Source organism: Sulfitobacter sp. L-8 (genome assembly GCF_056859255.1).
The window spans coordinates 154,078-166,116 of sequence record NZ_JBSXOD010000045.1; the positions used below are offsets into that span (position 1 = coordinate 154,078).

At 57.8% G+C, this 12,039-nt stretch carries 11 protein-coding genes; 3 read left to right on the plus strand and 8 right to left on the minus strand.

What is annotated here, in order from left to right:
- Window positions 1-21 precede the first annotated feature (21 nt).
- The 3 genes from AC13DE_RS08900 to AC13DE_RS08910 all read right to left on the minus strand — a co-directional run bounded on the left by AC13DE_RS08900 (window position 22) and on the right by AC13DE_RS08910 (window position 3,760).
- Window positions 22-801 (minus strand): inositol monophosphatase family protein, encoded by a 780-nt coding sequence (locus AC13DE_RS08900; protein WP_446314311.1) that lies wholly within the window; start codon window positions 799-801, stop codon window positions 22-24.
- Window positions 788-2,134: a TldD/PmbA family protein gene (locus AC13DE_RS08905; RefSeq protein ID WP_483047609.1), complete on the minus strand. Its 1,347-nt coding sequence runs from the start codon at window positions 2,132-2,134 to the stop codon at window positions 788-790. The genes AC13DE_RS08900 and AC13DE_RS08905 overlap by 14 nt, the downstream gene beginning before the upstream one ends.
- 87 nt (window positions 2,135-2,221) lie before the next feature.
- Window positions 2,222-3,760, minus strand: a complete 1,539-nt coding sequence (locus AC13DE_RS08910; RefSeq protein WP_446314313.1) for a DUF2125 domain-containing protein — start codon at window positions 3,758-3,760, stop codon at window positions 2,222-2,224.
- A 249-nt stretch (window positions 3,761-4,009) separates the two neighbouring features.
- Here AC13DE_RS08910 and AC13DE_RS08915 point away from each other — a divergent pair, with 249 nt between their 5' ends.
- The 3 genes from AC13DE_RS08915 (at window position 4,010) to AC13DE_RS08925 (ending at window position 6,765) form a co-directional block, all read left to right on the plus strand.
- On the plus strand, window positions 4,010-4,759 hold the full coding sequence (locus tag AC13DE_RS08915) for an SDR family oxidoreductase (protein ID WP_483047667.1): 750 nt from the start codon (window positions 4,010-4,012) through the stop codon (window positions 4,757-4,759).
- Window positions 4,756-5,391 (plus strand): enoyl-CoA hydratase/isomerase family protein, encoded by a 636-nt coding sequence (locus AC13DE_RS08920; protein WP_483047610.1) that lies wholly within the window; start codon window positions 4,756-4,758, stop codon window positions 5,389-5,391. The genes AC13DE_RS08915 and AC13DE_RS08920 overlap by 4 nt, the downstream gene beginning before the upstream one ends.
- Window positions 5,392-5,562: 171 nt before the next feature.
- Window positions 5,563-6,765: a TIGR03862 family flavoprotein gene (locus AC13DE_RS08925; protein WP_483047611.1), complete on the plus strand. Its 1,203-nt coding sequence runs from the start codon at window positions 5,563-5,565 to the stop codon at window positions 6,763-6,765.
- Here the strand turns inward: AC13DE_RS08925 and AC13DE_RS08930 are convergent.
- The 5 genes from AC13DE_RS08930 to AC13DE_RS08950 all read right to left on the minus strand — a co-directional run bounded on the left by AC13DE_RS08930 (window position 6,762) and on the right by AC13DE_RS08950 (window position 11,977).
- Window positions 6,762-7,352, minus strand: coding sequence for a glutathione S-transferase family protein (locus AC13DE_RS08930; RefSeq protein WP_446313933.1), 591 nt, complete (start codon window positions 7,350-7,352; stop codon window positions 6,762-6,764). The genes AC13DE_RS08925 and AC13DE_RS08930 overlap by 4 nt on opposite strands.
- A 31-nt stretch (window positions 7,353-7,383) precedes the next feature.
- Window positions 7,384-8,382: a DNA polymerase III subunit delta gene (gene holA, locus AC13DE_RS08935; protein WP_483047612.1), complete on the minus strand. Its 999-nt coding sequence runs from the start codon at window positions 8,380-8,382 to the stop codon at window positions 7,384-7,386.
- A complete protein-coding gene (gene lptE / locus AC13DE_RS08940) occupies window positions 8,379-8,864 on the minus strand; it encodes an LPS assembly lipoprotein LptE (protein WP_483047613.1) in 486 nt (161 codons plus the stop codon). Before lptE ends, holA begins: the two co-directional genes overlap by 4 nt.
- Complete coding sequence (gene leuS, locus AC13DE_RS08945) at window positions 8,851-11,397, minus strand: leucine--tRNA ligase (protein ID WP_446306448.1); 2,547 nt, start codon at window positions 11,395-11,397, stop codon at window positions 8,851-8,853. Before leuS ends, lptE begins: the two co-directional genes overlap by 14 nt.
- Window positions 11,398-11,482: 85 nt before the next feature.
- Entirely contained in the window at window positions 11,483-11,977 is a 495-nt protein-coding gene (locus AC13DE_RS08950; protein WP_446297810.1) for a DUF3576 domain-containing protein, read from the minus strand.
- Window positions 11,978-12,039 lie beyond the last annotated feature (62 nt).

A 12,039-nucleotide genomic window follows, 5' to 3' on the forward strand; every position in this document is an offset into this window, starting at 1 on the left:
GGTCTTGTCTAAGGCATAGGGTCACGTCTGGGCAAGACTGCCAAGCAGGGCCGCATGTACAGACGGTCCGCCCGCCAGCACACCGTTCAGCCGTGGGTCCGAATTATTGAACCGTAGCGCGGCCCCTGTCTTGTCGGTGCATATTCCGCCTGCTTCGGTCACGATCAACGCACCCGCCGCAATGTCCCATTCCCAGCTTTTGCGCAAGGTGACCATGCCATCGTACCGGCCTTGACCCACGAGGCCCAACCGGTACGCCAATGACGGGCGATGCGCCGATTTGAAGCCGGGTTCGCCGCCAGCCCAATGAACACCCGCCATGACGGGCTTGGTGGCCAGGACTGTCGCATGAACCAGATCGGTGGTTACCGAGGCTTTGATCGGCACATCGTTCAGCTTTGCCCCCCCCCCTAAGGAAGCGGCATAAAGCCGGTCCAGCATGGGAAGGTACACAACAGCAGCGACTATTTCCCCGTCGCGGGCAACGGCAAGCGAATGCGACCAGGTATCGGCCCCTTCGATGAAACTGCGGGTTCCATCAATCGGGTCGACTATGAAGACATGCGACTGCCCCAGTCGGGCGGTATTGTCTTCGCTTTCCTCTGACAGCCATCCATAATCTGGTCGTGCCTGCAAAAGCCGCTCTTGCAGCATTGCATTTACGGCCAAGTCCGCTTCGGTCACAGGACCTGCCCCCTTCGGCTTGTCCCAACGCACAGCGGTCGCACCGGTGAACGAGAGAGCGACCCGACCAGCCTGCCGGGCGCAATCCATCAAAAGAGAGAGGTCATGTTCCGGCAAGGGTCATTCCCGGTACAAGCAAGGAAGGCACCACCCGGCTCAGGTGTTGACGGGCGTCGTTGGCAGCCAAGAAGTTGGCCAGCATGTCGCGCAAATTACCCGCAATCGTACATTCGTTGATCGCATGGGTGACTTCACCATTCTCGACCCAGAGACCAGATGCCCCACGCGAATAATCACCTGTATTAGGGTTAATCGTAGACCCTATCATGGAAGTCACCAGCAGCCCGGTGCCCATGTCTTTTATCAGGTCCTCTCTTGAGGCTTCGCCTTGGGTCAGCGCAATATTCCATGTCGCGGGGCTCGGGTTGGATCCGGGGCCGCGTGCCGCATTGGCGGTTGGGGGCAACCCCAGCTTTCGGGCCGCCGCCAGATCCAATGTCCAGCTTTTCAAGATGCCGTCCTCAACGATGACCCTTTTCGACGTCGGCAAGCCTTCGGCGTCAAACGGACGTGACCCCGGTGTGCGGGGGCGATGCGGGTCTTCGATCAGATAAACTCCGGCGGGCAATACCTGTTGGTCCATCGCATCGCGCAACCATGAGGCACCTCGCCCGATGGCCGCCCCGTTGATCGCGGCCAGCAGATGGCCGATTAGCGTCGAGGAAATGCGTTCATCGAACAACACCGGGAATGTTCCGGTGGGTGGCTTGCGGGCATCAAGGTGTGCAAGCGCGCGCGTGCCCGCCGACTCGCCGATATCTTCAGCGCTGCGCAAATCTGCCTGAAAAACCCGGCTGTCGCCGTCATAGTCACGCTCCATCCCGGATCCCGCGCCGGCAATTGCCACACAAGACAGCCCCCGGTCCGTACGTCGGTATCCACCCTCGAAACCGTTGGTAGCGGCCAGAAAGACCCGTTGGGCACCATATCCCGCGCTCGCGGATTGGACCTGTGTCACGCCCTTGATCGCCAAGCTCGCGGCTTCGGCCCGAGCGGCGTCATCTTGCAAGGTTTCAGGCGTCGGTTCCGGTGAAGGGTCGCACAGTTCAAGCGATTCAACATCCCACTGCGTCGCCAACTGGTCGGGGTCAGCAAGGCCGCTATAGGGATCTTCGGGCGCTTCCTTTGCCATGGCGATGGCGCGGACAGCCATTTCTTCAATGGTATTGTCAGAGGTATCTGAAGCGGACACATTGGCGGACCGCTTGCCGATGAAAACCCGTAAACCGATATCCACACCTTCGGAACGTTCGGCTTGCTCAAGCTTTCCGCCGCGTACATCGACGCTGATGGAACTGCCCCGAGCTGCCATCGCGTCCGCACTGTCTGCGCCGGCTTTTTCCGCGGCGCGCAGCAACGCTTTGGTCAAGGTATCAAGGGATTGCGTCATGGAAGGCTCCTTGGGGGGATGGTAAGACTGCTAAAGCCCGACATGCAGGTCTGCAAGGGACGAAGAACGAGCCGAGGCAGGGGACCGCTATTTTATACGTTGGCCGTTTGCCAGAATCGATCCGTCACGGGTGAACTCGAGCCGGGATTTGAGAGTGTCCTGAGCAGCGTCGGGGACGGCAAATATCCCCAGAATCATTCGAGCGCCCATTGCGGTCTGGGCCGGAACCAGCCCTGAAGCTACCAATGTATCAAGCAAGGCACTGCCCCCGGTCAGTTTCAGGTCGACCGCCCCAACGGGTTTGAGAGTCCCGGGGTCAGGCTCGGACGTCGCATTGTCGAAGTTTACAGTGCCATTACCGGTCAGCTTGGCCCCAAGGGCTTCGATGATCAGCGAGTTGAGCTGGAACATATCCAGCTGGCCGGGAAGTGTGCCGGAATTCGCCATACTCTCTGCGGTCTGAGGGTCGAAGTAATCCATGAGCAAGGTAAGCTTGCCGGACAGGTCCAACGTCAGATTTGCCGGATCACGGGGCAACGCGCCCTGTGGGTCGATCAGGCCCCAGGTCGGATCGGACAAAGCGAGCCCATCCATATTCAAACCAAGCGCAAAGTTCTGCGGGTCTGGCGACTTGGTCACCGGGGCGCTCAGATTGAATGCGGCATTGTCGATAGCAAACGAAAGCGCGGCAGGAAGCTCCGGCGACTGGACCGAAACCGCCGTTCCCTGTCGCGTCCCGGCATAGCTCAGCCCGTCTGCGCTGGTCTCGACAGTCAGGGTGCTGCTTTCGGTAGCTGCCGCCACGGCAACATCGCCGTTGGCCGGATCTTCAATGTTCAAGGTAACCGTACTGTTGCCACCTGTTATCTTGCCTGATGCGTCCATCCCCGCGCGCAGCATTCCAGCCATATCACTGACCTGCGCCAACCCCAGAGGAAGCACACCGTCGGACGCCATTTTCAGGTTCTTGGTCGTGCCTTCAATGACCGCCAGAGCGGGTTCATCAGGGTTTTTGAACCGCATGTTATATGTCACGGACGCGACCGTGGCATTTTGATCATAACTGCGCATGTTTCCCAAGCGTGACGTGGTGGTATTACGCACATCCATCATCGCGACATTCAAAAGCGCGTTCTGCGCCCCGTAGCTTTCATCACCGACGGTCAGTTGATCAAGGTTCAGGCCAAGCGCGCCTGCGCTGTAGGTGCTGGTCATGTCTGCGGGGTCGCCAGTCACCTGCATGTCATAACCGTTTTGGTTGATCGACAACGCCATGCGTATCGCTTTGGCGTCCGGACCTGCTGGCGTGATCTCGACCACGACGGGCATGACCGCTGGCATGACAACCGAAACGGAGCCATCGCCATTCTGTACAAAGTTCAGGGTTTCCAGAGACAGGGACATCTGCCCCTGGTCTGCGTCGGCGGCGAAATCGAACTGGATGTTACTGACGGCAAGCGTCGTATCCTTGCTGTCTTCGGTGGCCGTCAGCTTATACCCCATGCCTTGCATGTAATCACGCCAATCCTGCCACACGTCGTTGGGCGTGACACCTGCCCAGGCACCATGCGCGGTAAAAAACATGCCAAGGACGGCCGAACCAAAAATGGGGCGAAGATGGGTCATTCTAGAAAATTCCTTTGTCGCGGATCAACGGCTAAGCTGTCCTAACAGATATTATGCATAAAGGTAATTCCCGCACTGTCCGTTACAAGGCACCGCCCTGCCGCGGGTCAGCATTGTTTCGCGCGTGCGGTGTGCTTTTAAATGGCGAACCACTATGTTGTTGCTTACCAATACACTAATCCGGGTGCTGTGCCGTGCACTAATTCCCAGATCGCACAAAAAGGAAAGCATCACATGGAAAAGCAACACATGGATATGACCGGCAAAACCGTTATGATCACCGGCGCGAGCCGTGGCATCGGGGCCGAAGCGGCTCGGGTCTTTGCCGAAGCAAATGCGAACGTGGTGCTTCTGGCGCGGTCGCAGGATGCGATCGCCGACCTGGCCGGAGAGATTGGCAAGACCGCAATCGCGATTCCCTGCAACGTTGCCCGCTTTGGCGAAATGTCGTCAGCGGTGGAAACTGCATTGGGTGCGTTTGGCAGTGTCGATGTTCTGATCAACAACGCCGGCGTCATTGAACCGATCTCGCATCTCGCGACCTCTGATCCCGACGAATGGGGCCAGGTAATCGATATCAATCTCAAGGGTGTCTATAACGGGATGCGCGCGGTTCTGCCGGTGATGAAGGACGCTAAGGGCGGGACGATCTTGACCATCAGCTCGGGAGCTGCTCATCACGCGATCGAGGCCTGGAGCCATTACTGTGCATCCAAAGCTGCGGTAAACATGCTTGGCCGTTCCGTTCATCTGGAGGAGGCGAGCAATGGCATTCGTGCAATCGGCCTGTCTCCGGGTACCGTCGCGACAAAGATGCAGCGCGAAATCAAAGCCAGCGGGATCAATCCGATCAGCATGCTGGCATGGGAAGACCACATTCCGGCAGATTGGCCCGCCCGTACATTGTTGTGGATGTGTAGCCCCGCAGCCGACAAGTTCTGCGGAGAGGAGATATCGCTGCGTGACGATGATATCCGCAAGGCGGTGGGCTTGATATGATAGAATTTAGCCGCGAGGGTGCGATCTGGCAGGCCACGATCAACCGACCCGACAAGGCGAATTCACTGACGCATGAGATGCTTGTGAATCTGGCTCAGTTCATGGAGGACGCGCAGTCAGCCCGCGCTGTCATCCTGACCGGAAATGGCAAGGTGTTCAGTGCAGGTGCGGACCTGAAGGAAGCGCAGGCCGGCCTTGCCGTTTCCGATATCTGGGAGCGGCTTTCGGGGGCTATTGCGGCGTTGCCTGGCCTGAGCATCTGTGCGCTGAACGGGACCCTTGCCGGCGGCGCCATGGGAATGGCGCTGGCCTGCGATCTGCGCATTGCTGTACCCGATGCCAAGTTCTTTTATCCGGTGATGAAGCTGGGCTTTCTACCGCAGCCCAGCGACCCTGCACGGATGTCGGCCCTGATCGGCCCGTCACGAACAAAGCTGATCTTGATGGGAGGCCAGAGGGTCACGGCAGAGGAGGCGTTGATGTTCGGTCTGGTTGATCGGATTGTCACGTCAGAGGAATTGCTTGGCACAGCACATGCCATCGCGGAGGATACCTTAGCGGCGTCACCGTCGATCGCGACGGGTATCAAGGCAATGTGTGACGTGGCATCGAGACCGACAGAACTACCCTAGATGAAAGGGACGAAGGGCACGCCGCACCCGGCAAACAGGGCGAACGGGGCAAGAGCGAAAATAATCCGCATCATGGGAATCTCCTGATTAAATATCCACCTGGATCGTGCAAAAGAACTATGGTTGCGCTAATGCTGATCTTTGTCACACAAAAGTTCCGAAAGCCATGCGATGACCATAGATAATTCGCCCAACGGACATGCTGTCGTGGTCGGGGCCGGTCCTGCCGGATTGATGGCGGCGGAAACCCTGGCCCGGTCCGGGGTGTCAGTCACCATCTGCGAGCACAAGCCATCGGTGGGGCGCAAATTTCTTATGGCAGGCAAGTCGGGGCTTAACCTGACCAAGATCGAAGACGATGCGTCTTTCCTGAACGCGTTCACAGAGGCCAAACCACCGTTGCAACCAATGCTGGCCGGGTTCGATAGTGTAGCAATACAAAAATGGGCCGAAGACCTGGGGCAGACGCTGTTTACCGGTTCGACCGGGCGCGTGTTTCCTACTGTCATGAAGGCGTCGCCCTTGTTGCGGGCATGGCTTGCCCGCTTGGCGGGGGCAGGGGTGCAGATCAATACACGGTGGCAGTGGACAGGATGGCACGGCACTTCGTTGGCGTTCGCCACCCCCCAAGGGCAGCGCACCCTAGGCGCTGACGTAACGGTTCTTGCTCTTGGTGGTGCCAGTTGGGCGCGATTGGGTTCTACAGGGGAATGGGCCACGATTCTACGCGGCCAAGGCATCGATGTGGCTGCTTTTGAAGCTGCGAATGCAGGTGTTGCAGTGAACTGGTCTTCGCACATGGCACCCCATTTCGGCGCTGCGCTCAAGGGTATAGCCTTGCGATCAGGCGCGCACCGCTCTCGGGGCGAGGCAATCATTGCGACGAAAGGCCTTGAAGGTGGGGGCATTTATGCTGTCTCGCGCGGCGTGCGCGACGGGCATCCATTGGTTATTGACTTACTGCCTGACCAGAGCGTTGAGGCGTTGATCGCCAAGCTTGACCGACCCCGCGGCAGGATGAGTGTCTCAAATTACCTGCGAAAGGCGGTAAAGCTGGACGCTGCCAAGATCGGGCTATTGCAGGAATTGGCCCGGCCTCTGCCTCAGGATTCCAGGGTACTTGCAGAGCTTCTCAAGGCGCTTTCGATAAAGAATGCAAAGCTGCGTCCGTTGGACGAGGCGATTTCCACCGCCGGGGGCATCCCCTTTGCCGCTGTTGATGAAACGCTGATGTTGAACGCTCGGCCGGACGTCTTCGTCGCCGGTGAAATGCTGGACTGGGAGGCTCCGACCGGAGGGTACCTGCTGTCGGCCTGCCTGGCGACAGGCCGATGGGCGGGACAACACGCCGCCGCGCGGGTTCGGAATGTCTAGTCTTCCTTGGTGGCTGCGGCTTTGAAGGCGGGACGATCACGCATGGATTTGGCCCAATGTCCCAGCTTGTCATCGACCCGAGGAAAACCCGCGCCGATCGACCAGTTAATACAGTGGGTCGCCAGCAGATCGGGTACCGTCAGGCTGTCCCCGATCAGGTAAGCCCCCTCGAGTCTTTCCGACAGAATTGACGCCGAGCGGGCGAATTCAGCCTTGAGGCTGTCTTTGATTTCGGGGACGCGTTGTTCTTGCGGGAATACAAAGCTGTGTTTGGCGGCGGCCCACAGGATAGCGTCCATCTCGTCGATCAACCAAAACGTAAGAGCGTCCTGCTTGGCGCGTGCCGGGGTCCCGGCAGGGGCGGTCAGGGCCCCGTGCTTGTCCGCCAGATAATGCATGATCGCCACAGAATCGGTTAACACATCGTCACCCACAAGCAGTGCAGGGATCTTGCCGGACGGATTGTATTTCTTGGCCTCTTCTGACCGTGGCGCGCAGGCGATGTGGTTATAGGGCTGGCCGATTTCTTCCAGCATCCACATCACCCGCATGGCGCGCGTTTTGGTTGCACCGATCACTGTGTACATTTTAAGTCCCTCCTAAGCCGTCTACGATGAATTAACGTTGTGCACCCAGCATTGCCAAGCGAATGAAGGCGCGCTCGACGAGCGCCATGGTCGGCGCATGTTGTCCGGCTGACCGCAGGGTCAGATCGGTATCGGTCAATACGGTCAAGGCTGTTTCCAACTTCACCGCCCCCCAGTTTTTCGCTTGCCGCATAGCACGGTCCCGGTCGCGCACGCCCCAAATTTGGCCGCCGGGGTTGCTGGCGATCCGATAAAGCGTGCGAAAATGTCTGGTCGCCATAATAATCAGCGTTACGGCATTCACCCCCTGTGCTTGCAGTTTGGCCATCACGGGGCCGATATCACCTGCGCGCGATTCAGCGACAATATGCAGAATGTCATCGACATCCGCTTCGGTCGAGGTTGGGGCGCAGTTCGCCACATCTTCGGCGGTAAGAGGGCGTTCATCGCCAAATTTATAGAGCGTGACTTTCTCCACCATTTGCCGAAAATCTCCGGGGTCGAGCACACGTGCCAGTTCACTGAGCGAGGCCATGGCCCCCGGTTCAGGGTTCAACTTTGCGTCTGCAAGAATGCGTTCTATCTCTGCCCGGTCCGGCGGATCATCATAGATTGGCGTGGCAAAAGCGGTCTTGTGCGCCTCAAAGGCTTTGAGCACTTTCGAAGTTTTCTTGAGATCTCCGGCGGTCACGACGATTTGCGCGTCGCCGGGTTGCCAGTCGGTCAATGCGTCGATCAGAATCTTGGCGATGTTGTCGTTTGCATCTTCGACAAGGGCGGCGCGGGGGCCGGGGAAAAAGCCGGTGGCTTTGATCGCGTCCAGCAGCATCGGTGCATCACGGCGCAAATCGGCAGCCTGAATGCGAGTGAGACGCATTTCTTCTTCGGCATTTGCCCCCAACAGGTTCTTAAGGAACTCTTGCCGTTTGATGGCGACACGCATCGCGTCGCTGCCGTAAATCAACAACCCTGTCTTGCGTCGATCAGGTTTGGCAAAATAGGCATTCGCATCGCGTGGCGGCAGTTTCATCGGGAAAGGTTGGCCGCGTAAAGCTGCGCGACGATCTGATCCGCCAGCATTGTCATGAGCCGGGTTTGTGCGTCATGTTCCGCAGCAAGCGTCGCCACGGTCGTGCCGGTTGCCGAGTATCCTGTGAAGTTTTCGACCGTGCCCGAGCTTTCGATCTGACCAGCGGCAAGATCACGCAAGATAAAATCGACCTTCCCAATTATATTGTACCGCGTGGTGTTGTTGGTGCGATCTATCGCCAGGCCTTCTTGGGCGATAGCGACTGTCAGTTCCAGCGCGAAATGCGGTGCCGGTGCCCTACCCAGCCGGGTCTCTATTTCGCGCACTAGGGTATAGCTGTATACATCGTCGGGCGCTTCTACCTGGACGCTGTTGCGCAGGGCAGATCCGCTGCCGTTGTCGCCGTATACCGGTTGGAACCCGCACGCCGCCAAGGCCAGCAGGGGCAGTACCAATAGAAATCGGCACTTACGCAACAACATTGACGATCCGTCCGGGCACAACGATCACCTTTTTGGGCGTAGCACCGTTAAGGGTGCGAATGACAGCTTCGTGGCTCAGCGCGAGTTTTTCAACCTCTTCTTTCGCCATGTCCGCGGGCACCTGAATTTCAGCACGTCGCTTGCCGTTGATTTGGATGGGAAGTGTTACGGTGTCATCTATCAACATCGCATCAAGCGCCTGTGGCCAAGGAGCTGTGGTGCAAAGCCCGATGCCGCCTTGGGCCGTCCAGATTTCCTCGGACAGATGAGGTGTCATCGGTGACATAAGCTGCGCCAATGTCATGACGGCTTCGCGCTGAGCAGCATGACCCGCTTTGGATTTTTGAAGAATGGCCGTGAAGGTATAAAGTTTTGCGATGGCGGCGTTAAAGCCGAACGAGTCGATGCCCATGGTCACATCATGGATGGTTTTGTGCATGGCCCGCAGAAGGTCATCGTCACCTTCGCCGGGGGTATCCGTACCCATCGCGCTGATGCGTTCGCTGATATTCCACACACGGTTGAGATGCTTGTGAGCGGCTTCGGCACCCGAGGCTGTCCATTCCACGTCACGTTCGGGCGGGGAATCGCTCAGGACAAACCAACGGGCCGTATCCGCACCATAGTTCGCGATGATCCCCAACGGGTCCACCACGTTCTTTTTCGACTTTGACATCTTGGCAGAGGGGATGATCTCTACCTCGGTGCCGTCAGCCAGTTTGCCATCGGTCACATCCTCGGGAAGATGATAGACCGGGCGATTTTTGTCATCGCGGGTTAGATATATTTCGTGGGTGACCATGCCTTGGGTGAACAGGGCGTCAAAAGGTTCAATCGCCTTTTCAGGCAAATGGCCGGTGATGTGCATGGCACGGGCAAAAAAGCGGGAATAAAGAAGGTGGAGAATCGCATGTTCGATGCCGCCGATATATTGATCGACGTTCATCCAATATTCAGCATCTTCCATGACGGTGGGCGTATCGGCGTGCGGCGCGGTAAAGCGGGCGAAATACCATGAAGAATCAACAAAGGTATCCATCGTATCGGTTTCGCGTTTGGCAGGTGCGCCGCAGGCAGGGCAGGTACAGTCGCGCCATGTCGGGTGACGGTCCAACGGATTGCCGGGCGTATCAAAGCTGACATCGTAGGGCAGTTCGATCGGCAGGTTTTCTTTCCTTTCGGGCACTACGCCGCAGGCATCGCAATGCACCACAGGGATAGGGCAACCCCAATATCGCTGACGTGACAGGCCCCAATCGCGCAAACGGAACTTGGTCACGCCTTGGCCGACGCCCTGGGCTTCGCACGCATCAATTGCCGCTGCGATGGCCTCTTCTCCGGTTTGCCACTTTTCGCCGGCAAATCCGCCGTTGTAGTAAACCGTTTCAGATTTTGCCGGAACATAGGCTTCTTCTAGCTTCGGGTTCGCATCTTCGGATGGAAGAAACGTCGAAATGATCGGCAAGCCGTATTTGCTGGCAAATTCAAAGTCGCGCTGGTCATGGGCCGGGCACCCGAAGATTGCGCCCGTGCCGTAATCCATCAAGATGAAGTTGGCGATAAAGACGGGAAGCTCCCATGCGGTATCAAAGGGATGCCGTACGCGCAGGCCAGTGTCAAAACCCAGCTTTTCGGCGGTTTCAATCGATTCTTCCGTAGTGCCACCCTTGCGGCATTCGACGCAGAAAGCCGCTACATCCGGGTTGCTCTTTTCCAGAAGCTTGGCCAGCGGGTGATCGGGTGAAATGCCGACAAAGCTTGCACCCAGCAACGTGTCTGGCCGGGTGGTGTAGACTTCGATCCGGTCATGACCTTCGGGTGCATCGACGGTAGAAAACGCGAATTGCAGACCGCGCGATTTGCCGATCCAGTTCGCTTGCATCAATTTGACCTTGGCTGGCCAGTTGTCCAAGGTATCGAGCGCGTTCAGAAGCTCTTCGGAATAATCTGATATCTTGAAGAACCATTGCGTAAGTTCGCGCCGTTCAACCAATGCGCCAGACCGCCAGCCCCGCCCCGCCTCGACCTGCTCATTGGCAAGAACGGTCATATCGACAGGGTCCCAGTTCACGATAGCGTTTTTGCGATAGACCAGACCCTCTTGCAGGAAATCCAGGAACAACGCTTGCTGCTGGCCATAGTATTCAGGGTCGCATGTCGCGAATTCGCGGGACCAATCAATCGAAAGACCTAGCGGCTTCATCTGACTGCGCATGTCGGCGATGTTGCCGTATGTCCAATCCTTGGGGTGGCCGCCGATGGCCATTGCCGCATTTTCGGCAGGCATGCCGAATGCGTCCCACCCCATGGGATGCAGTACATTATGGCCCGTGGCGATCTTGTAGCGCGCGATTACGTCGCCCATCGTATAGTTGCGAACATGCCCCATGTGAATGCGGCCCGACGGATAGGGGAACATCTCAAGCACATAGTATTTGGGTTTGTCGGCGCTGCGCACCGCTTTGAATATTGCGTCTTTTTCCCAGACGGCCTGCCAGCGGGCTTCGATTTCAGAGGGAGAGTAAGAGGGCATCTTGCGGACCTTATCAAACAAACACGCCGGGCGAGCGACTAGCGCAGGGCCCGGCGTTATAATGAGGGGGGAAAAGCGAGCGGGCTCAGAATTTACTGTCGGCGATACGGATCTCACGGGCGCGGCTTAGAATCGCGTCTTCGACCGCGCGGGATGTTGCTTTGCTGACTGGACGTCCGCCTGTGGTCTGCAACGCCACATTCAGGGAACGAGCCTCGAGAGCGGGGTCATCTATCAAAACCGTGGCACGGTACGACGTACCCCCGCCAGGAGGCGTCCCATAGCCGGTGACGATCACACCGGTATAGGGATCTACCGACTGCACCGGCAAAAAGCTAAGCACCTCGAGGCTTGCCGCCCACAGGTATTTGTTCACGGCGACGTTGGTCTCGGAATTCTTGGGCTTGAAGATGTTCCATATCGTCGTTTCACCCATCCTGATCCTATCGGTATTGGGGCTAAATGACTGGTTGCTGCTATCCGGCGCTTCAGCGTTTGTCACATTTGCGCCGCCACAGGCCGAAAGACTGATCAACGCGCCAAGTGCTAACGTAAGGTGCAATTTGGAGAACTTACCCATCACGATGATCCTTTGCTTGTTCCGGCAATGGTCTACCCAAGGCGGGGGCTCTCGGCAAGGTG